General features: G+C 59.3%; 19 protein-coding genes. 9 read left to right on the top strand and 10 right to left on the bottom strand.

From position 1 onward, the window contains the following. Nucleotides 1-2 precede the first annotated feature (2 nt). Entirely contained in the window at nucleotides 3-1,304 is a 1,302-nt protein-coding gene (locus CFBP6623_RS23120) for an ABC transporter substrate-binding protein (protein WP_080842955.1), read from the bottom strand. Nucleotides 1,305-1,500: 196 nt separating this feature from the next. Between CFBP6623_RS23120 and CFBP6623_RS23115 the strand changes: the two genes are divergently transcribed. From CFBP6623_RS23115 to CFBP6623_RS23105, 3 genes are read left to right on the top strand one after another with little or no spacing between them, the layout of a single operon-like run. Further along, a complete protein-coding gene (locus tag CFBP6623_RS23115) occupies nucleotides 1,501-2,700 on the top strand; it encodes an ROK family transcriptional regulator (RefSeq protein WP_052820683.1) in 1,200 nt (399 codons plus the stop codon). A 53-nt stretch (nucleotides 2,701-2,753) separates the two neighbouring features. Next, nucleotides 2,754-3,854 carry a Gfo/Idh/MocA family protein gene (locus CFBP6623_RS23110; RefSeq protein ID WP_046802069.1) on the top strand — a complete coding sequence of 367 codons (1,101 nt, stop codon included), beginning with the start codon at nucleotides 2,754-2,756 and terminating at the stop codon, nucleotides 3,852-3,854. Between the two features lie 33 nt (nucleotides 3,855-3,887). Then, the gene (locus tag CFBP6623_RS23105; protein ID WP_003523774.1) at nucleotides 3,888-4,529 is read left to right on the top strand and encodes a ThuA domain-containing protein; all 642 of its coding nucleotides are present in this window, start codon (nucleotides 3,888-3,890) and stop codon (nucleotides 4,527-4,529) included. Between the two features lie 163 nt (nucleotides 4,530-4,692). Here CFBP6623_RS23105 and CFBP6623_RS23095 read toward each other — a convergent pair whose 3' ends face one another. Then, nucleotides 4,693-6,051: an amidase gene (locus CFBP6623_RS23095; protein WP_080842954.1), complete on the bottom strand. Its 1,359-nt coding sequence runs from the start codon at nucleotides 6,049-6,051 to the stop codon at nucleotides 4,693-4,695. Nucleotides 6,052-6,396: 345 nt separating this feature from the next. Here CFBP6623_RS23095 and CFBP6623_RS23090 point away from each other — a divergent pair, with 345 nt between their 5' ends. The 3 genes from CFBP6623_RS23090 (at nucleotide 6,397) to CFBP6623_RS23080 (ending at nucleotide 10,637) form a co-directional block, all read left to right on the top strand. Beyond that, nucleotides 6,397-8,739, top strand: a complete 2,343-nt coding sequence (locus CFBP6623_RS23090) for an EAL domain-containing protein (RefSeq protein WP_052820686.1) — start codon at nucleotides 6,397-6,399, stop codon at nucleotides 8,737-8,739. A 30-nt stretch (nucleotides 8,740-8,769) separates the two neighbouring features. Further along, on the top strand, nucleotides 8,770-9,663 hold the full coding sequence (locus CFBP6623_RS23085) for an amino acid ABC transporter substrate-binding protein (RefSeq protein ID WP_080842953.1): 894 nt from the start codon (nucleotides 8,770-8,772) through the stop codon (nucleotides 9,661-9,663). A 68-nt stretch (nucleotides 9,664-9,731) separates the two neighbouring features. Further along, complete coding sequence (locus CFBP6623_RS23080; RefSeq protein WP_080842952.1) at nucleotides 9,732-10,637, top strand: amino acid ABC transporter substrate-binding protein; 906 nt, start codon at nucleotides 9,732-9,734, stop codon at nucleotides 10,635-10,637. Nucleotides 10,638-10,677: 40 nt separating this feature from the next. Here CFBP6623_RS23080 and minE read toward each other — a convergent pair whose 3' ends face one another. The 3 genes from minE to minC are packed head-to-tail and all read right to left on the bottom strand — an operon-like array spanning nucleotide 10,678 to nucleotide 12,516. Continuing rightward, nucleotides 10,678-10,938 carry a cell division topological specificity factor MinE gene (gene minE, locus CFBP6623_RS23075; RefSeq protein WP_046802074.1) on the bottom strand — a complete coding sequence of 87 codons (261 nt, stop codon included), beginning with the start codon at nucleotides 10,936-10,938 and terminating at the stop codon, nucleotides 10,678-10,680. Then, nucleotides 10,935-11,750 carry a septum site-determining protein MinD gene (gene minD, locus CFBP6623_RS23070; protein WP_046802075.1) on the bottom strand — a complete coding sequence of 272 codons (816 nt, stop codon included), beginning with the start codon at nucleotides 11,748-11,750 and terminating at the stop codon, nucleotides 10,935-10,937. Before minD ends, minE begins: the two co-directional genes overlap by 4 nt. Before the next feature lie 37 nt (nucleotides 11,751-11,787). After that, entirely contained in the window at nucleotides 11,788-12,516 is a 729-nt protein-coding gene (gene minC / locus CFBP6623_RS23065; protein WP_046802076.1) for a septum site-determining protein MinC, read from the bottom strand. A 411-nt stretch (nucleotides 12,517-12,927) separates the two neighbouring features. On the opposite strand from minC, the gene CFBP6623_RS23060 reads away from it, so the two are divergent. Beyond that, nucleotides 12,928-13,614 (top strand): HAD family hydrolase, encoded by a 687-nt coding sequence (locus tag CFBP6623_RS23060; protein ID WP_080842951.1) that lies wholly within the window; start codon nucleotides 12,928-12,930, stop codon nucleotides 13,612-13,614. Nucleotides 13,615-13,746: 132 nt separating this feature from the next. On the opposite strand, the gene CFBP6623_RS23055 is transcribed toward CFBP6623_RS23060, so the two are convergent. Then, complete coding sequence (locus tag CFBP6623_RS23055) at nucleotides 13,747-14,229, bottom strand: DUF2244 domain-containing protein (protein WP_046802078.1); 483 nt, start codon at nucleotides 14,227-14,229, stop codon at nucleotides 13,747-13,749. A 37-nt stretch (nucleotides 14,230-14,266) separates the two neighbouring features. Between CFBP6623_RS23055 and nth the strand changes: the two genes are divergently transcribed. Continuing rightward, on the top strand, nucleotides 14,267-15,049 hold the full coding sequence (nth, locus tag CFBP6623_RS23050) for an endonuclease III (RefSeq protein ID WP_080842950.1): 783 nt from the start codon (nucleotides 14,267-14,269) through the stop codon (nucleotides 15,047-15,049). Here nth and CFBP6623_RS23045 read toward each other — a convergent pair. After that, nucleotides 15,011-15,748 (bottom strand): sulfate transporter family protein, encoded by a 738-nt coding sequence (locus CFBP6623_RS23045; RefSeq protein WP_080842949.1) that lies wholly within the window; start codon nucleotides 15,746-15,748, stop codon nucleotides 15,011-15,013. The genes nth and CFBP6623_RS23045 overlap by 39 nt on opposite strands. Nucleotides 15,749-16,046: 298 nt before the next feature. Between CFBP6623_RS23045 and CFBP6623_RS23040 the strand changes: the two genes are divergently transcribed. Further along, nucleotides 16,047-16,880, top strand: coding sequence for a MurR/RpiR family transcriptional regulator (locus CFBP6623_RS23040; RefSeq protein ID WP_080842948.1), 834 nt, complete (start codon nucleotides 16,047-16,049; stop codon nucleotides 16,878-16,880). Nucleotides 16,881-17,102: 222 nt separating this feature from the next. Here the strand turns inward: CFBP6623_RS23040 and CFBP6623_RS23035 are convergent, their stop codons facing one another. From CFBP6623_RS23035 to CFBP6623_RS23025, 3 genes are read right to left on the bottom strand one after another with little or no spacing between them, the layout of a single operon-like run. After that, nucleotides 17,103-18,677 carry an FGGY-family carbohydrate kinase gene (locus CFBP6623_RS23035; protein ID WP_175415506.1) on the bottom strand — a complete coding sequence of 525 codons (1,575 nt, stop codon included), beginning with the start codon at nucleotides 18,675-18,677 and terminating at the stop codon, nucleotides 17,103-17,105. Nucleotides 18,678-18,737: 60 nt separating this feature from the next. Beyond that, nucleotides 18,738-19,457, bottom strand: coding sequence for an HAD family hydrolase (locus tag CFBP6623_RS23030; protein WP_046802083.1), 720 nt, complete (start codon nucleotides 19,455-19,457; stop codon nucleotides 18,738-18,740). Between the two features lie 7 nt (nucleotides 19,458-19,464). Then, nucleotides 19,465-20,949, bottom strand: coding sequence for a mannitol dehydrogenase family protein (locus CFBP6623_RS23025; protein WP_080842946.1), 1,485 nt, complete (start codon nucleotides 20,947-20,949; stop codon nucleotides 19,465-19,467). Between the last annotated feature and the right edge of the window lie 54 nt (nucleotides 20,950-21,003).

The following is a 21,003-nucleotide window of genomic DNA, read 5'->3' as shown; positions in this document are numbered from 1 at the left end:
AATCAGCGAAGCTCGAAAGCATCCTGGATTTGCTTGGCGCCCTCTTCCGCACTCATCTGGCCGGAAACAATCTCGACGGAGACGTCATTGACGACGCGGCCGACGGCAGCACCCAGCGTCTGGTCGAAGAAGTTCTGGTGCCAGGTGGAACCGGCAAGCTGCTTGGCCGAATCCGCCAGCAGCGGGTTTTTGACCGCGCCGTCCGCCCCGCTCGCAACCGGCAGGATCATGCCGGCAGCCGCCATCTTCTCTTCGCTTTCCTTGCTGGTCAGGAATGTCGCGAAATCGATCGCTTCCTTGGAGGCGTTTTTCGTGACCGCCCAGCCATTCAGGCCGCCCAACGTATCGGTGGCCTTGCCGACACCGCCTTCGACGGCGGGGAATGCGAAGCGGCCGATATTGTCGGCGGCAAGGCCCTTGCCGTCACCGGCATTTTTGCGCTGGTTGGCTTCAGTATTGTCAAAACCGAGGATCATCGCCGCCTTGCCATCACCGAAGACGCCAAGCGCCTGCGGCCAGGTGGAGCCGAGATAACCGGGCTGGAAGGGTTCCAGCTTGCCGAATTCGGCCAGCTGTTCGCCTGCCTTGATGATGGCCGGATCCATGAAACCTTCGCCCTCGCCCTTGCGGGCGGCATCGAACACGGCCTGCCCGCCATTGCGCATGACGAGATAGCTCCAGTAGAAATGGATCGGCCATTTTTCACCGCCGCCACCGGCGATCGGCACGATGCCGGCTTCCTTGATCTTCTTGACCGTGGCGCCGAGATCGTCCCAGCTCTTGATGTCTTCCGCCTTCACACCGGCCTTGGCAAACAGCGCCTTGTTATAAAAGAAGCTGACGAGGCTGACCTTGTAAGGCACGGCCCAGACCTTGCCATCGAAGGACAAGCCGTCGATTGCGGATGCATTATAGGCCTGCCGCAGCTTGCCGCCGTCAGCGTCGAAAACCTCGGTCAAATCCTTCAGCGCACCGGTTTTGGACTGCTCCTCAAGAACGCCGCCGCCCCAGCTATAGAAGAAATCCGGTACGTCGTTGGACTGTAAGAGGGTCGGCAATTTCGCCTTGAAGGCTTCGTTTTCCAGGAATTGCAGCTGCACATCCACATCAGGGTGCTTGGTCTCGAAATCCTTGGCAATCTCCTCCCAGACGGCCACGGCTTTCGGGTCCAGTTCCACATGCATCCATTTAACGACCGTTGCGGCCGAGGCGCTGGCCGCGCCGAGCATGAGAGCGATGCTTGTCGTTGCGGCAAAGCCTGTCAGCCTGCCGCTCAGGCTTGCGCCTGCGTGCCAAATCGTCATGATGATGATCCTCCCTCGGGGATTTCCTCATTTATTCCCCAATGCGGATTAATTCACATTAGGCCTCGCTCAATGTCAAGGCACTATGCCGATTTTTTGCGCGAACCGCTTGACACACCCCTCCCCTACACCGTTATTTAATCCGCAACCCGACATAAATCGGTTCTCGAACCGGCATCGATCGCAGCAGGACACCATGAAGACCGCAGACCCAGAATTGATGCGCGCGATCAACAGGCTAAGCGTGCTGGACAGCATCCGCCGCCATGGGCCGATCTCGCGGGTGGAAATCAGCGAAAGAACGCAACTTTCCACCACCACCGTTTCGGCGATTACCGCCTCGCTGCTTGATGACGGACTGATTCTGACCCGTCATCTCGGTGATATCCGCACAGAAGGCGCGCGCGGCAGGCCGCGGGTGATGCTGGAACTGAACCCGGATGCTGCCCGCGTCGTGGGTGCCAAGATCGCCGCAAGCCGCATGGTCTTCGTCGTCACCGATTTCTGCGGCAATGTGCTATCCACCCTCGCCCTGCCGATCCGTGTCGATCGCCAGCCGATCGGCGTCATTGCCGATCTGGTGGAGGACGGCGTGCGGCGCTGCGTGGTCGATGCCGGTCTGTCGCTGGAAGATGTCGACATGGTCTGCCTCGGCCTTCCCGGCGTCATCGAGCATCGCACCGGGAAAATCCGCAGCAGCCCGATTTTGCGTGAAGTGAATGTCAATTTCGCCGAGGAAATGACGTCGCGGCTGAGCTCGCCGACCATCATCGAAAGCGACGCCCACGCCATCACGCTTGCCCACCACTGGTTCGGCCATGCGCGCGATCTGGAAGACATGGTATTGATTTCGCTCGAACAGACGCTCGGGCTTGGCGTTTTGCACCAGAATCAGCTGTTCCGTGGTGCCGGCGGCCTCAGCCACAATCTCGGCGACCTCGTCATCGGCCTTGCCAATGAAGGCACAGTCCGGCTGGCGAGCCAGGCGGGTGAAAACGCTATTTTAGGCTCGCGCCCGGTGGACGGGCGATTTGCCGAGGCCATCCGGCTTGGTCGCGGCATGCAGCATGCCCATGCGCTGATTGCGGCCGAAGATCACGATCTCATTGCGGCAGCCCTGCGCGCCGGCGCGGCACTGGGCCTGACACTTGCCAATATCGTTACACTGTTTGCACCGCCACGCGTCATCATCACCGGCTCCAGCCTTGAACTTGGCGAACCCTTCATTGCCAGCATCCGTGACAGTTACAACGCCGCCGTGCCGCCTTCGCTGGCCGGCGTCGCGGAACTGGTTTTCGACGTTGCGAGCGATGAATTATGGGCGCAAGGGGCTGCAGCCGTCGCGCTTTACGAGCTTTACGAATCGCCATGGAACACAACAGGGCCGGCGCTCTAGCCGGCAGGGTTGAGAGCGGGCTTCGGCATTTCTGATTTACGGGAGGAAATCACATGAACAAGGTCGGTATCGGCATCATCGGCTGCGGCAACATCTCCAGCGCCTATCTCAAGGCCATGGCGTCGTTTCCCATTCTCGACATTCGCGGACTGGCGGATATGAACGAGGAGGCTGCAAAGGCGCGGGCCGATGAATTCGGCCTTCAGGCAAAAAGCATCGACGCATTGCTGGCCGATCCCTCCGTGGAGATCATCGTCAACCTGACGATCCCCAAGGCGCATGTGGAGGTGGGCCTGCGCGCACTGCACGCCGGCAAACACGCCTATTCCGAAAAGCCGCTCGGCATCAATTTCACCGAAGGCAAACGCCTCGCGGATGCGGCAAAAGCCAAGGGCCTGCGCATCGGCTCGGCCCCCGACACCTTCCTCGGCGGCGGCCACCAGACCGCACGCCGGCTGATCGATGAGGGCGTGCTGGGCCAGCCAGTCGGCGGAACGGCCACCTTCATGTGCCCCGGCCATGAGCGTTGGCACCCCAACCCGGCCTTTTATTACGAGGTTGGCGGCGGCCCGATGCTGGATATGGGACCCTATTACATTACCGATCTCGTCAACCTGTTCGGTCCGGTCGCCAAGGTGGCTGGTTTTGCCATCGCGCCGCGCAATCAGCGCCTCATCACCAGCGAGCCGAAGAACGGCGAGAAAATCCCCGTCCATGTCGCCACCCATGTTTCCGGCGTGCTGGCCTTCCAGAATGGTGCCGTGGTGCAGGTGGGTATGAGCTTCGATGTGGCAGGCCACAAACATGTGCCGCTGGAACTCTACGGCACGGAAGGCACGCTGCTCGTGCCCGATCCCAACCATTTCGGCGGCGAGGTGCAATTGCTGAAAAAGGGCGGCCAGTTCGAGCCGCAGGCACTGTCGTCGCCTTATGCCGACGGTAACTACCGCTCCATCGGCGTCGCTGATATGGCGTATGCGATCCGCGAAAACCGCCCGCACCGCGCCAATGGCGATCTCGCCCTGCATGTGCTGGAGGTGATGGAAGCCTTCCAGACGGCATCGGACAGCGGCACCGCCGTTTCCATCACCACCAAGGCGGAGCGCCCTGCTCCGCTGGAAACATCGCTGGTCGACGGCCAGCTCGGCAAATAACCAAGTCATCCAATAATCCGGAGGAGGAAATAAATGCGTGAAGCACTCATCGTTTGGGGCGGCTGGAGCGGCCACGAGCCACAGGAATGCGCCACCATCGTCAAGGACATGCTGGAGGAAGACGGTTTCAAAGTCTATGTGGAGCACTCAACCGAGGCTTTTGCCGATCCTTCGGTGCATGATCTCAGCCTCGTCGTGCCCATCGTCACCATGTCGAAAATCGAGAAGGAAGAGATCAAGAACCTCACCGCCGCCGTCGAAAACGGTGTCGGCATTGCCGGTTTCCATGGTGGTGCTGGCGACAGTTTCCGCGAATGCGTCGAATATCAGTTCATGATCGGCGGCCAGTGGGTCGCCCATCCCGGCAATATCATCGACTATCACGTCAACATCACCCGCCCCGATGACCCGCTGATGGAGGGAATTTCCGATTTTCCCTACACGTCGGAGCAATATTACATGCATGTCGACCCCTCCAACGAGGTGCTGGCGACGACGAAATTCACCGGCGATCATGCCTGGTGGATCGACGGCGTGGTGATGCCGGTGGTGTGGAAACGCAAATACGGCAAGGGCCGGGTTTTCTATTCGGCGCTCGGCCATCAGGCCAAGGAATTTTCCGTGCCGCAGATGAAGACCATGTTCCGCCGCGGCGCCAACTGGGCGGCGCGGTGAGATTGTCGGGAGTCCTCTCCCCACGCGACGCCATCCTCGGCCTTGTGCCGAGGATCTAACCACGCATCAAAAATCAATCGGCAGCGGATCCTCGGGACAGGCCCGAGGATGACCGAGGACAGGTTTTTACGTTGCCGACAACAAGAGGGGATGAAACTGCCCCTCAACCCCGCACAATCTCTTCCGCAGCCATCGCAACACCCAGCACATCCTCATCCATTCCATGCAGGCCGGAGAGCAGCAGCCCCACGGGCATTCCCGCCTCGCCTGTTCCGCACGGAATGGAAACACCGCAGAGATCGAGAAAATTGCCGATCTGGGTGTTACGCAGGGTCTTCGCATTCATGGCAAAGAAGGCATCGTCATCATCGACAAGCGGCGCGACCTGTGCGGCCACATGCGGCAATGTCGGTGACACCAGCAGTTCGTCCTTGCCGATCATGCCCATAAACGCCGCCGTCATGCGTTCGCGCGCCTCGATAATGGCGATGTAGTCGGGCATGGAGATATTTGCGCCAAGCTTCGTTCGGGCAACAACGCGCGGGTCCATGCGTGCGGCATCCGCACCTTCCAGCCGGGCTTTATGCAGGGTAAAAGCTTCCGCCGTTACCAGCGCACCCTTTTGCCTGATAAGATCGAACAGTTCCGAAAAGATCGGAAATGCCTGCCGCCGCACCTTAGCACCGGCGCGAACAAGCCGCTCCACCGCCTGCTCGAAAGCAGCCGCAACGCCATCCTCAACTGCATCGAAAAACACTGTCTCTGGCACCACCAGCGATAGGCCGGAAAGAGGTGAGCGCGCCACATCAGCCGTGGCCTTGCCGCGCATGGCCGCATCCACCCAGACGGCATCCTGCACGGTGCGGGTGAGTGGCCCAAGTGAATCAAGGCTTTTCGCCAGGGGATAAACACCGCGCATCGAATAACGGCCGCGGCTTGCCTTGTAGCCTACCACGCCGTTGAAGGCGGCGGGAATGCGCACCGATCCGCCGGTATCCGTACCGATCGCCACCGGCACGAGACCGGCGGCCACAGCCACACCCGCACCGGAAGACGAACCGCCGGGCAAACGATGGCCATCCTGTGAGGCGGGATTGCGCGGCGTGCCATAATGCGGATTGATGCCGAGACCGGAAAAAGCAAACTCGCTCATATTGGTGCGGCCGATGGAGACCATGCCCGCCTGCTTCAGCGCCGTCACCACATCTGCATCACGGGCAGCAGGCGCATCGTTCGACAGCACCGTCGATCCGGCAGTGGTTGCCACGCCCGCGAGATCAAAAAGATCCTTCCATGCCACCGGAATGCCATCGAGTACACCACAGGAGCGGCCTTCGCGAATACGTTTCGATGCCGCTTCCGCCTCCGCCATGGCGCGCTCTGCCGTCAGGCAGATAAAAATCGCCTGGTCATCGTCCTTACCGATCACATCGAGCGTCTCCTCCACCAAGCTACGTGTATCGAGATGGCCGCTCTGGATGAGAACCGAAAGTTGCGCGATGTTCTTGCCCCTGTGAGCCATGATATCTTCCCTGAAACCGGCATGTTGCGCACAACATGCCGTTTATCCGCTCCTTGGCAAGGTCAATTTCGCCCCCATGCAGCCGGGAATCCACCTTGAAGAACACGTAAAGCGTGTCATAAAGTCTTGGTGGCGTCGCCACAGAATATAATCGCCAGCACCCGGTTTTTTCAACCCGGGGTGTAGGCAAGCAGCGCCTTATATAAGAGACGACTATAAAAAGACGGATTAATTCTTAATCGCATCTAAACTTTGTTGAATTATTTAGCAGACAGCATTGAAATGCATGCCCTATAAAAATTCCATAAAACAATCATAACGCGACATCGCGGGGGAATATCGCGAATGGAAGAGACTGCCTATCGGGGGATAGATAGACAGACTGAACCCGGCCACACGCTTGACTTAACGACGCAGCCGGAAAATGGCCGGTTTTCGCGCCGCCGTTCGCTTGCCAGCAAGATAACCCTGATATTTCTGGGCGGTGTGATCTTCGCCTACAGCATCGGTGCGCTTGTCGGCTGGTACATGTTCGTTGCCGCCGCCAGCGAGCAATGGCTCAATCAGGCCCGCGTCAATTCGCAGATCGCCAGCGCGACGCTGCGCAGCATCTATACCTATGTCAGCGTTACCGCCGACGACGGCGGCCAGGTCAACGGCATATTGACCGACAAGCCGATCGGCGACGACGAATCCATTCTCGTTACCGGCTTCAATCCCAGCGATGTTCTCGCCCTCATCGGCGCACAGACCAAAAATGCCGTCTGGCTTTTCCGCTATGACGAGACCGATGCCGGCTTCAGACAAATCGCCGCAGCCTTCGATAACGCCACAGATGACGCTGAAAAGCCGCTCGCGACGGATCCCATTTTCGCCAAGGATGGTGTGGCGGCACGTTTTGCCACCGGCTTTGCGACCATTGGTGAGTCCAGTCATTATATCGGCCTGCTGCCGATCATCAGCACGGAGACAAAAAAGCCGATTGGTGCGGTTGCCGTCAGTATCGGCGGTTCGGATGCGCTTTACGGCGCGCAGCGCAAGCTGATCTACAATTCGCTCGCCGCGCTGATCGTGGTGCTGACGGTCACAGGCGTTCTCGTAACGGTGATCGCCCGGCATTTCCTGAAGCCCGTTCCGGCTCTGGTGCAGGCGACACTGCGGATCGCCCGTGAGGAAACCGATATTGTCACGCCGTTTCAGGAACGCAGAGACGAGATCGGCGACATGGCAACGGCTATCGAAACCTTGCGCGAAGCGGTTCTGGAACGCGGGCGCCTCAGGCAGATACGGGATATGGCGGAACAGCTGGAACATATGGCGCATCACGATGCGCTGACCGGTCTTCCCAACCGCGTATTGCTGAGGAAAACGCTGGAAAACCGTCTCGACCATCTCGCCGCATCCGGCCAGCCATTCAACGTCATGCTGCTCGACCTCGACCGCTTCAAGGCGGTCAATGATACGCTCGGCCACGCCGCCGGCGATGCGTTGCTGGTGGCCGTTGCTTCGCGAATTTCCTCCGTGCTCGGTGAAAACGACATGGTGAGCCGGCTCGGTGGCGACGAATTCGCCATCATTCAGGCGGGAAGCGACGACTACCGGGCAGATGCGGCCCTGTTGGCAAAGCGGGTGGTGCACGCGGTCTCACGCAGCTTCAATCTTGAAGGCAGCGACATCAGCGTCGATACCAGCATCGGCATCGCCTGCGCGCCGGATCACGGAACCTCAGCCACCCAGCTTCTGCAGCAGGCCGATCTCGGACTTTACCGCGCCAAATCCATGGGCTGCGGCCTTTTCGTTTTTTACGAGCCCGGCATGGACATGGCGGCGCAGCACAAGCACGCGCTGGAAATAGATATGAAATCCGCCCTCGAAAACCACGAATTCGAGCTGCATTACCAGCCCGTGGTCAACCTGCAGAGCGGCCGCATCGTCGCCTATGAAGCGCTTGCCCGCTGGCGGCATAGCAAGCTTGGCCTCATAACGCCGGACCGCTTCATCGCCATTGCCGAAGAAAACAACTTCATCAAGCCGCTCGGCGAATGGGTTCTGGCGCAGGCCTGTATGGATGCCATGGCCTGGCCGAAGGACATCAGGCTCGCCGTCAATCTTTCTGCCGTCCAGCTCGGCAATGACGACATCGTCCCCGTTGTCGATCGCGCCCTTGAAACATCCGGTTTTCCGGCGGAACGGCTGGAGCTGGAAGTGACGGAAACGGCGATGCTGGAGCGGGACAGCAGCGCCAGAGCCTTGAAGCTGCTGAAAGAAAGAGGTGTTCGTCTCGCCCTTGACGATTTCGGCACCGGTTACGCCGGTTTGAGCACGCTGACCCATGTGGCCTTCGACAAGATAAAGATCGACCGCGAATTCGTCTCCGGCCTGCCCACCAATCCCATGTGTTCGGCGATCGTCAACACCATCATCGACATGGCTGATCAGATCGGCCTGAAGGTGACCGCCGAGGGCGTGGAAAACAGTGAACAGGTCGCCGCACTCAAGCTTTGCGGGTGCGACGAGGCTCAGGGTTATTATTTCGCCGAACCGGCGCCACTTGCGCACATCCTCAAAAATCGCGCCATCATCACGCCGGCCGGGAAAGACGGGTTTGGTGGCGGGGACGGTCAGTCGCTGCGCGACACCGGGCGTCCGATACAGGAAACCTATAACCCGCCACAAAAAGCGATTTAAGAAACCGGCCGCCGGCCAAAAGGAAATAACATGCGTCTTGCGGTATTTTGCCTTTTCGTCACATGCTTTGCCCCCATCACCCCGCTGCAGGCCGCCAGCGAAGGCGACACGCTGCAGCAGATTGCCAGGACCGCAAAAATCCGCATCGGTTATCGCGAAGCCGAGCCGCCTTTTTCCTACCAGCTGCCGAATGGGGAAGTGACGGGTTTTTCGACCGATCTCTGTCGGACGATCAGTGAGGATATCCGAAAGAAGCTGAAGCTCGACAGGCTTGACCTCGAATATGTCAAAGCCACGCCCGCCACCCGCTTCATTCTCGTCCGCAGCGGCCAGATCGACATCGAATGCGCCGCCACGACCAATAACAGTGAGCGCCGGAAAATCGTCGATTTCTCCTATCCGAATTTCATGACCGCAACGCAGTTTCTATCGCGCAGGCAGGACAATCTGAAAAGCCTTGCCGATCTGGCTGGCCGTTCCGTCACCTCCGCTTCCGGCACCGTCAATATCGAACAGCTGAATGCCATAAACCGGGAAAAGAACCTCAATATCTCGGTCATGCCGACGAAAACCAACGAGGAGGCCTTCGAACTCGTCGTTGCCGGCAAGGCCTCCGCTTTCGTCATGGATGGCATCCTGCTTGCAGCCCTGGCTGCGACGTCAGAAAACCCGAACCTCTATGCATTATCAGAGGAAACGCTGAGCGCACCAGAACCCTATGGGCTGGTTTTCCGGCGCGACGATCCGGCCTTCAAGGCCGCCGTCAACGAGAGCCTCAAGCAGATTTTCGCCGGTCCCGCCATTCACGACCTCTATGAAAAATGGTTCACCAAGCCCATTCCGCCCAACAGTATGAACCTGAATCTGCCGATGGCGGCTACTTTGAAACAGGCCTACGAACATCCGATTGAATATCGTGACTGAGGGCGCTCCCTCCCACCTGCATTTTATGAAGACATGTTTTGGCAGATCATTTTAGCTGGAGATGCGCGATGCAGAGATCGACATTGGGGCTTGCATTCGGAATTTTAAGTCTTTTATCCACCCACGCGGCAAGTGAAGACAGCCAGCCGCCGACGCTCGAAACCATTGTCAGAACCGGCACCATCCGGCTGGGTTATGCCGATCACAATATTCCCTTTTCCTATCTCGGCACCGGCGCAGAACCCATCGGCTATAGCATCGAGCTTTGCCTGAGGGTGGCGGATTCCATCAAGAAGAAACTGCGCTTGCCGGAACTGAAGATCGACTTCGTCAAACGCACCCCCAGCAACCGCATTACGCTTCTCAATGACGGCACGATCGACATGGAATGCGTGGCGAGTACCAATACGGAAGAAAGACGCAAGGCGGTGTGGTTTTCCTACAGCCATTTCATCACCGGCACGCGTTATGTGGCGCTGAAATCCAGCCGCTTGAACACGGTTGCCGATCTTGCTGGCCGCACCGTGGTGGTAACGACCGGAACCATCAATATCAGCCAGTTGAATGTGCTCAACCGCAAGCTGGGGCTGAACGTCGCCGTTCTGCAGAATGACAGCACTGAGGGCGGTTTCGAGATGGTAACGGAAAACCGCGCCTCCGCCTTTGTGATGGACGATATTCTTCTGCGGTCCTTCGTCGCTGAAACAGGCAAGCCGGACGACTATTCTATTTCCAACGAATATCTCGCCCCGCCGCAGCCCTATGGCCTGATGCTTCGCCGCGGCGATACCGGTTTTCGGGACGCGGTCAACCAAGCGTTGGGGCAAATCTATGAGAGCGGCGAAATCGAAAAAATCTACGATAAATGGTTCAATGCGCCGATACCGCCGAACGGCATCAACCTGAAGCGCCCGCTGCCCGGCGATCTGGCCGAGGCGTTTCGAAAGCCGGTCGATACGACGGCCGAGAAATAAAAACGCCGCCCTGCGAGGGGCGGCGTTTTCGCAAAATATCTTATGCAGCGCGCAAATCCGCGCTCAACGGTATCTCGACATCGATCTCCAAGATGGAGACATGCTCGTCGCGATCCATCTTCACATGCACCCTGTCGCTGTCGATCTGCACATGCTTGGCGATCACGGCGAGAATTTCTTCCCGCAGGACAGCGACGAGATCGGTTCCCGACGATGCCCTCTCGTGGGCAAGCAGCACCTGCAGGCGTTCACGCGCAAGCGGTGCCGACTTCTGTTTACGGAAGAGACTGAAGATGCTCATGCAGCCCTCCTTGCAAAGATCTTGGAGAAGATGCCACGCTTCTCACCGGGGATGACAACCGGAATGTCCTCGCCGGAGAGGCGGCGAGCGGCATCGAAATAGGCCATGGCCGGGGCGCAGCGGGCATCCGCCAGCGTGACGGGCGCGCCAACGTTGGAAGCGCGCAGCACGTCCGTGCTTTCGGGGATGATGCCGAGCAGCGGAATGGAGAGGATTTCCAGAACGTCATCCACCTTCAGCATGTCGCCACGTTCGGCGCGGGCGGAATCGTAACGCGTCAGCAGCAGATGCTTTTCCATGCGCTCGCCGCGTTCAGCCTTCAGCGTCTTGGAATCCAGCAAGCCGATGATGCGGTCGCTGTCGCGCACCGAGGAGACTTCCGGGTTGGTGACGACAACGGCCACATCCGCATGGCGCATGGCCAGCGTCGCACCACGTTCGATGCCGGCCGGGCTGTCGCAGATCACCCAGTCGAAATGTTTCTTCAACTCGTTGATCACCCATTCGACACCTTCCGGCGTCAGATTGTCCTTGTCGCGCGTCTGCGAGGCAGGCAGCAGGAACAACGTCTCGAGGCGTTTGTCGCGGATCAGCGCCTGCGTCAGCTTGGCATCACCCTGAATGACGTTGACGAGATCGTAAACCACCCGGCGTTCAGCACCCATGACGAGATCGAGGTTACGCAGACCGACATCAAAATCGACGACCACGACCTTCTGCTTGTTCTGCGCCAGCGCGGCGCCAAGCGCTGCAGTCGAGGTGGTCTTGCCAACCCCGCCCTTGCCGGAAGTAACAACGACTACCTTCCCCATATGGCTCTCCTGTTCCAATAGTTGTTTCTCTGTTTTATCAGCCAAGTTTTTCGGCCTTGATCGTATCGTTTTCCAGCCACAGCTGGACCGGCTGGCCGCGCAGCTTTTCGTCGATGTCTTCAGCAACCTTGTAGACACCATCGATGGCCAGAAGCTCCGCCTCGAGCTTGCGGCAGAAGATGCGCGCCGAGACGTTGCCGAGCGAACCGGCCATGGCACGCCCACGCAGGGCGCCATAAATATGCACCGAACCACCGGCGATGATTTCCGCACCCGAGGCGACCGAACCGATAACCGTCACATCCCCTTCGGGAAACATGATCGACTGGCCGGAGCGAACCGGCTCGTTGATGACCAGCGACTGCACCACGGCACGGATCTCGCCCGCAGCACGCGGCTTTTCTTCCGGCAATTCCGCAGCGACAGCAACCGGCTCCACCTCGACGTCGGAAGCGGGCTTCCCGCCCTTCAGCGACGGCGGCATGCCCGGCTCGATCATCGAAGGGCGAACGCCCTCAATGCCCATGATACCGACATTGCGCTCCGTCAACGCCGCAAGGAGCGACTTCAGTCCCGCCTTGTCGAGTGTCAGTTCCGACACATCCAGAACAACCGGACGCGACAGGAAGAAACCGGCCGAGCGGGCGGCGAGATCATCAAGCCTTTCCAGCCATTGATCGACCGGAGATTCGGGAGACAGGACGACCGCGAGGAAGGAGCGGCCTTTGATACGGATCGAACGCTGGTCTGTTAGCACTTTGGTCATCTTGGTAAACAAATCGTTGACAATTAGGTACCTCGAATATGGTTAACAAATGGTTAACGGCGCCCTTAAGACGACAGTTTCGTTAAGAAATTTTCGCCAGGAAAAATCTCAAGCAAAACATTCAAAAACGTCCATTAGCTTTTGATTTTGCGCATTTCCATCGCTTGCGAAAACTCATGATAGTGGCTGAGCCTTGCTGCAACCTGACGCTCCGTGAGACCGGATCCACCGCCAGCATCCCTAACCCATCTCACCCGAGTCGGTAAGATGCGAACCGTCCGATTCCGGGACACTATCCGCCGTCAGCCGGATGCCCGTCCTGGGCTTCCAAGCGGGAAAAAGCGATTTCGTTATGCCGTCCGATGCTATAGACACGGGGGGCAAGCCCGACACCTTCAACGGAAGAATGAAATGCACAGCAAAGTCCCACCGCAGAACCAGACATTTTCGCAAGACTATGCCGCTTTCCTGTTCGACATGGATGGAACGCTGCTCAATTCGATTGCTGTGGTGGAGCGGGTCTGGCGCGAATGGGCGGTGGATAACGGCATAGAGCCCAACGCCTTCCTGCAGCGCATTCACGGCATGCGCGCTTCGGAAGTGGTGCGCCGCGAGGCCGTTCCAGGTCTCGATGTCCAGGTAGAGGCCGATATGCTGCTGCAAAAGGAAATGGACGATGTGGACGGCATTCTTCAGATTCCTGAAGCGGCTGCATTTCTCGAGAAATTGCCAGCCGGCAAATGGGCCATCGTCACCTCGGCTGCCCGCGCGCTTGCTGAACGCCGGCTGGCAGCGGCAGGCCTCACACCGCCCCCGGTTATGATCTGCGCCGAAGACGTGGTGAACGGCAAGCCGGACCCGGAAGGATACAAAAAGGCAGCGGAAAAGCTCGGCGTCTCGCCGGAACGCTGCGTTGTCTTCGAAGACGCGCCCGCCGGTATTCAGGCTGGGGAAAGCATGGGCGCGACAGTGGTGGTCATCAACGCCACCCATTCCCATCCCATCGAAACGCCGCATCTTTCCATTGCCGGTTATGGTGAACTGGATGTCAGCATCAGCGAGGATGGCAGTCTGAAACTTACCGGCAGCAGGGGCTGAAGAGCCGACCACGGAACGCGCGAAACAATGATTTCGTTCGCAGGTAGGTCTCCCGGTCCGCCAACGCCCCCATATGCAACGTCATCCTAGCGCCTCTCCCGGGCATAACGGAGACTGAGGAGTACCGCGCTGTCACGTCCGTCGTCGGACGGTGGCGAGCGCGCCGCCGAATGCCTTGGCGAAACTTTCCCGATCATCAGGGTTGAGAAACGAACCGATATCGGTCGCCCGCCCCTCACCCGTCACATGCATGGAGACGATGCCGATCTCGTCGTGCCGCCGCACCTTGAAGCGCGCCCAGAACGGATTAAAGCGATGTTCCACCATGCGCCCGGCCGGAGAAAATTTGCGGATCGACAGGCTGGTGCGGGAGATGCGGACCTCTTCCCGTGCTTTTGCGGCGCGATAATTGGCGCGGAAAGCGAGGTAGAGCAGCAGAAAATCCAGCCCGAAGAACAGGCCGACCGGCCATGCCCCGGTGGCGAGGAAAAAGCCGCCATAGATCAGGCAGGCGAGCCCCGACAAGGCAAGAAGCAGCCGGAAACCCCTTCTTCCAAGCGAACGGTGCGGAACGAGTTCCGCCGCGAAAATCGGTTGGTCGTTGAGCGTATCCACGTTGCTTTCCTTTGGGCGGGCTGGCTATAGATAGACCATGACAGTCGCCAAAAAACGATCCAGCACCCAAACCTTGAAAAAGTCAAATCCGGCATCCGTGCGTAAGTCGGCACGGGTGAAGACGGCCTATTCGAAGGACGAGCTGACCGAAATCTTTCGACGTTTTTCCATTCAGCGGCCGGAGCCGAAAGGCGAGCTGGAGCATACCAATCCCTTCACCCTCCTAGTAGCGGTAGCGCTTTCGGCGCAGGCGACCGATGTCGGCGTGAACCGGGCGACAAGGGCGCTGTTCAAGGTGGCCGACACGCCGGAAAAGATGCTGGCGCTCGGCGAAGAACAGCTGATTGGCCATATCAAGACCATCGGCCTTTATCGCAACAAGGCGAAAAACGTCATCGCCCTGTCGCAGATGCTGATCGACAGCTTCGGCGGCGAAGTGCCGAAGACCCGGGAAGAGCTGGTCATGCTACCCGGCGTCGGCCGCAAGACGGCCAATGTGGTGATGTCAATGGCCTTCGGCGTACCCACGCTTGCGGTGGATACCCATGTGTTCCGCATCGCCAACCGGCTCTGTCTTGCGCCGGGGAAAACCCCGGACGAGGTGGAAGACCGGCTCGTCCGCATCATTCCCGAGCAATATCTGTTCCATGCCCACCACTGGCTGATCCTGCACGGGCGTTATTGCTGCAAGGCGCGCAAGCCGGAATGCGAGCGCTGCGTGATCGCCGATATCTGCAAATCGCCGGAAAAGACCTTCGATATTCCAGCGCCGCTGGTGGAGTTACCCGCGCAGCTGTTCGGTGCGGCCGGCGGCGAATAAGGGGTCACGCCGGCTGACGGCCTTGTGAAGATGAACCATCATCGAGGCGGCGAAAAGCGGCGTCAAAAGGTTGAGGAACGGGACGGCCAGAAAAGCGGCGATCACCAGACCGGCCATGAACACCGTAGTGCGGTGTTTGGAGCGGAACAACCTTGCCTCGGCAGGCGAGCGGAAACGCATTGCCGCGAATTCGAAGAATTCCCGGCCGAGCAGATAGCCGTTCACCAGGAAAAACGCGATGAGGTTGACGCCCGGTACCAGCAGCAGCAAAAGCGCAATGAGGTTGCCGGCAATAACGACACCGAAGAACTTGATCGACGACAGCACGGCCTCGCCAATGGGCATTGCCTTGCCCGGCGGGTCATCGGGATAGGTCTTTTTCTCCACCACTTCGGCGACATCGTCGAGAAACAGGCCGGCGATGACGGCGGTGACCGGCGAAATCAGCAATGCCAGCGCCAGCGCCAGTCCTATGCCGGCAAAAATGGCAAAAACAAAGGTCAGCCACCCCGCCCAGTCCGGTACGCCGGGGATAAGCGTATCCACCCATGGCAGGGCGAAGTAGATAAAGATGGAGCGGATGGCGAACCACAGTGCCGCCAGCACGAGAAGCGTGAGCCCCAAAACCTTCCAGAACACCGACCGGGTCTCGGTCGCAAAGAGATTTTGGAATGCCAGCCTCGCTGCATCAAGAATCATTCGGAACTCCCCTGGGGCCTCTCGCGTTGAAATTCTCTGACCAGACGACAGATAAGAACTGGGCCTGCGCTCTGCAAGATTGGGTAAAAACCGCCAAAGGTCTGAAATTAAACCGGAGATGGAATTTCCCTTGAATAAGAGGTATCTCTAAAATATAATAATCCATCTATAATATTTCGCATTCCTGTCCGGTGGAGGGCAAGGCCGGGAAAGCTTCCCCACCGTCAAAACGCGGTTCGCACGCCCGTTTCGGGCGCGCGGATGCATCATCGTTCAATAAAGATAAAAGAATGAGGCGTTGGTGGAAAAGCTGCTGTTGAATCTTACCCGTGCCATGAAGGCCGGCACACCTTCCGAGCGCAAGATCGCCAAATATCTGATCGAGCATCTGGATGAGCTACCTTTCGAAACGGCGCAGACGCTGGCCGCCAAGCTCGGCCTCAGCCCGATGACGGTCGGCCGTTTCTTACGTTCGCTCGGATATCGGCAGTTCAGCGACATTCGCGCGGATCTGCGCCATGCGGAACAGACGGCTGGCCCGGATCAGCCAACGATTGGTGAAAGCGGAGAGCGCCAGTCCAACCCGTTTTCCCAGCTCCTCTCACAGCAAATCCAGGCCATCCAGACCGCATTCGACATGACCGCCCAGCCAATGTGGCGTCTGGCGATGGCAGAAATCGCCTCGGCAGCCGATGTTTTTCTGGCGACATCGCCGGAAGGTCTTGGGGCCACGCGTCAATTCCATGGACGGCTTCTGGAGTGTCGCGGCCACGTCCATTATCTCGGCAGCGGCAGTGCTGCCTATGTCGCCCTGTGGGATTTCGAACCGGCCCAGACGCTTCTCGTCATCATGGATTGCGGTGGCAGCCTCTCGCCCCTGCAGCACCTTTCGGCAACCGCACGCAAAGGCGGCTACAGAACCCTGTTGATCACCACCCGGTTTTACGAATGGGGTCCTGAAAGCGCCGATATCTGTCTTGCGCTGCCTCAAGCCCAGAATGGCGGTCAGGGTCTGCTGCAACTCGTCTCTTTGATGGAATTTACCCTCTGCAGCCTGGTGGCGGAAGCCGATGAAACACGCAAAACGCGGATGAAAAACCTCTCCGGCCTGAAGCGTTCGCTGGGCATTTGATCTACGCCCTAGGGCGGGCGGGCATATAAATCAAGCGATTGCAGCTTGTTTCTTCTCCCCGTCGGGGAGAAGGTCGCGGCAGCGGGATGAGGGGGCGAGGGTAGAGATATGCGGAGAGCTTACCCCCTCATCCGACCCTTCGGGCCACCTTCTCCCCGGCGGGGAGAAGAAACAAGCCGCACCCGTCAGCCATATTTCCGCCTTGCCATTTGCCTTGATAAGTCAGAGGCTCTCCAGCTCCTGGCGATGACGGTGCATGGCGAGAAAACGGCGGTAATCCCGTTGATAACGGGGCGTGAGCTCCGGATTTCCGGTAATTTCCGCATTGCCCGGATACATGGCCGCGCCAGCCGCTTCAATACTCGCATGCACACCGCCGGCCGCTGCCGCCGTCATCGCCGTGCCAAGCAGTACGGCATCGGCGGTGGCGGGAACCACGATGCGCTTGCCCGTCACATCGGCGTAAAGCTCCATCAGGAGCGGGTTCTTCACATGCCCGCCGGTGACGTGCAGGCTTTCGACCGAATAACCGAAGCGCTCCATGGAGTCGAGCACATGGCGCGCGCCGAGCGCAATCGCCACGGCGGTGCGCCAGTAAAGGCGGCAGAGACTGTCGAAGGACGTATCCAGCGTCAGCCCGCTGATAACACCGACAGCATGGGGATCGGCGAGCGGCGAGCGGTTTCCGTGAAAATCCGGCAGCACATGCAGCCGCTCGGCAAAGGCCTCACCCTCAAGCGCGCGCAATTCCGTTACCCGCGCAACGATGCGGGCATGCAGTGCCGTGTCCGGCTCACCGCCAGCCGCATGCATACGCACGATATGATCAAGCAGCGCGCCGGTCGCCGATTGCCCACCCTCTACCAGCCAGTGGCCGGGCAGGATCGCCTGCCAATAGGGACCCCAGAGGCTGTGGCCGGGCATCTGCCGCTCGGACATGGCAACGAGGCAGCTTGAGGTGCCGGCGATCAGTGCCACATGCCGACCGACATCGTCCGAAAGGCAACCGCCCAGCGCACCGAGCGCTCCGGCATAGGCGTCGATCATGCCCGCGGCCACCTGGCAGCCGGTATCGAGACCGAGTTCAGTCGCCGCATCGGGCGAAAGCGGGCCGATGCTCGCCCCCGGCATCACCGTGGTTTCGGGAAGGCTGGCGCGCTCCTTCAGATCGGCAAGCCCCGCCAGTTCGAGATAATCCGCCTGCCAGCCGGGATTTTCCTGCGCCAGGAAATTCCACTTCGCGGTCTGCGTGCAATTTGAGCGCTGCGCTGAACCGGTCGCTTTCCACGTCAGAAAATCCGCCAGATCAAAGGCGAAGGACATGCGCGCCCAGCTTGCCGGCATATGGGCCTTCAGCCACATCAGCTTCGGCATCTGCATTTCCGGCGAGACGCTGTTGCCGGCAAAATCCAGCACCCGGTGGCCGGATGCCGTCAGCCGGTCGGCCTCGCCTATCGCCCGATGATCGAGCCAGACGATGGTGTCGAACCTGTCTTCACCCGTCACGGAAACTGAAACCGGCTCTCCCCGCGCGTCGCGAATGACAAGCGAACAGGTGGCGTCAAACCCGATGGCGGCGACGCTTTGCGGCAGAATGCCAGCATCGGCAAGGGCTGCTTTCACAGCAATGCAGACAGCATTCCATATATCAGTGGAATCGTGCTCGGCGTGGTTTTCACGCGGACGCTGCATCAGGATCGGGTGGGTGGAGCGGGCGAGAAGCCTGCCGGTCGGATCGAAAATCCCAGCACGCGCGCTGGCTGTACCGACATCGACAGCGACGAGATTTTGACGCATCAAGACTGCAATTCCATCCCTTGCGTAACGACCCGGCGATGGCGGCAGGCAAAATCTGCTTCAGCCCGCATCACGCTCCACTTGGCCGTCAAAACCGCCCTTCCCCACATAGCTGCCGACAAGGTGGACCAAATCCGGCATCGCGTCAAACACGGCATCCGCCCCAAGCCCGGCGATCTTTTCGCGGAATGCGGGAAAGCGCGCATGCGAGCCGCCGGTGAAGGCAAAAACGCCCATGCCTGCGGCCTTTGCGGCGGCAATGCCGGCCGGGCTGTCCTCAATCACGATGCAGTGACGCGGCTCGACGCCCATTTCGCGCGCCGCATGCAGGAACAGATCGGGCGCCGGCTTGCCGTTCTTCACCATGGTGGCGCTGAAGACATGCGGCTCGAACCGGTCAATCAGGCCGGTCAGCCCCAGCGAATAACGGATGCGCTCCGGCTGGCTTGAGGAAGCAACGCAGCGCCTCAGCGGCAGGAGCCTGTCCAGCGTTTCGCCAATGCCGTCGATCGGCTGCAGCTCGGTGCGGAAGCGCTCGAACAACGTCGCTCGCATATGGTCGAGAAAATCGATGTCGGTTTCGACACCGTAATCCTCAAACAGCGTCGCCGTCATGCTGGCAACACTGCGGCCAAGAAAGCGTTCATAGGCCTCTTCCTCCCCCATCGTCACGCCGAGATGGGAGAGCATGTCGAGAAGGACGGAAATGGAGACCGGCTCGCTATCGACGAGAACGCCGTCGCAATCGAAAATCAAAAGAGGCCCGGTTTCGTCTTCCATCTCGCGGTCACTTTTCAGCCAGCTTGTCATCCAGATAAAGCTGCAAGGTCTTCGCCGTGCCTTCTTGCCACAGCGTCTTCAATGCATGGGCGAAGCGTTTACGGAAAAGCTCCGATTCGGCAACCTCTCCGAAAATATCGTCAAGCGCGAGGAAGGCCATCGGATCGTCCTTCGCCTTGATGGCCGCCGCCTGAAGCCGGTCGGCGCTGGCATCGTTGAAGGCGATTTCCTTGCCGCTATCGGAAGTACCCTGGAAATAACGGCACCAGAGCGCCGAGACCAGCGACAGGCCGACAATATCTTCACCGCGCGCCAGACGGTCGGTGGTGGAAGGCAGAATGAATTTCGGCTGGCGGTTGGAACCGTCCTGCGCCAGACGCGGAATGGTGTCGCCGATCTTCGGATTGAGGAACCGCCGTTCGATCAGCCCGAAATAATCGGCAAGATTTGTATCCGGAACCGGCGGAATGACCGGGATGATCTCTTCATTTTCAAGCTTTGCCAGAAATGCCCGGATCAGCGGATGTTCCATCGCCTCATGCACGAAATGGATATCGAGCAGCGCCGCCGGATAGGCAATTGCCGCATGGCCGCCATTGAGGATGCGGATTTTCATGTGCTCATAGGGTGCGACGTCCCTGACGAACTGCACGCCCGCCTTCTCCAGCGCCGGGCGACCGGCGGGGAAATTATCCTCCATCACCCATTGCTTGAACTCCTCGCAGAAAACAGGCCAATTGTCCTCGATGCCGAAATCGTCGCGGGCGATATTGCGTTCGCGCTCGCCGGTAGCAGGCGTGATGCGGTCGACCATGGAATTGGGGAACGCGACGTTTTCACCGATCCAGTCGGCGAAGGCCGGATCGGACAAGGCCGCCAGCCCGACCACCGCATTTTTCGTGACCTTGCCATTATGCGGAATGTTGTCGCAGGACATGACGGTGAAGGGTTGCAGCCCTTTGTCGCGCCGTGCCTTCAGCCCGGCGACGATGAGGCCGAACACGGTTTTCGGCGTAGCCGGGTTCTTCCCGTCTTCGGCAATGGCCGGATGCTGCGGGTTGAAGGAACCGGAAGCATCGATGAAGTAACCGCCCTCGGTAATCGTCATCGACACGATGCGGATTTTCGGATCGGCGAGCGTATCGATGATGGCCTTGCTGTCACCAACCGGCAATATGTCTATCATCGGGCCGGTAACGCGCGCACCGGTACGGTTATTGTCCTGCTCCACCACCGTCGTCAGGAAATCCTGCGCGGCGAGTTTTTCGCGCATCGTGGCATCCGACGGCAGAACGCCCGCGCCGATGATGGCGAAGTCATGATCCGCGCCCGTGTTGAACAGGTCATCGAGATAGACCGCCTGATGGGCGCGGTGGAAATTGCCAACGCCGAAATGCACGATGCCGGCGGAAAGATCGGTCCGGGAATAGGCCGGAACAGCCGCCGTTTTTCTGGCGTCGTCAAGCGTTGCGAGGGAGAGTTTGCATGTCATGTCACGATCCTCGAAGGGGAAACGTTGTTCGTGCCAAGGCCGGGCGGCAGGCGC

The sequence above is a fragment of the Agrobacterium tumefaciens genome, assembly GCF_005221385.1.
Classification (GTDB): domain Bacteria; phylum Pseudomonadota; class Alphaproteobacteria; order Rhizobiales; family Rhizobiaceae; genus Agrobacterium; species Agrobacterium tomkonis.
Note: the sequence above shows the minus strand (reverse complement) of the source record. Positions and strands in the feature narration are given on the sequence as shown.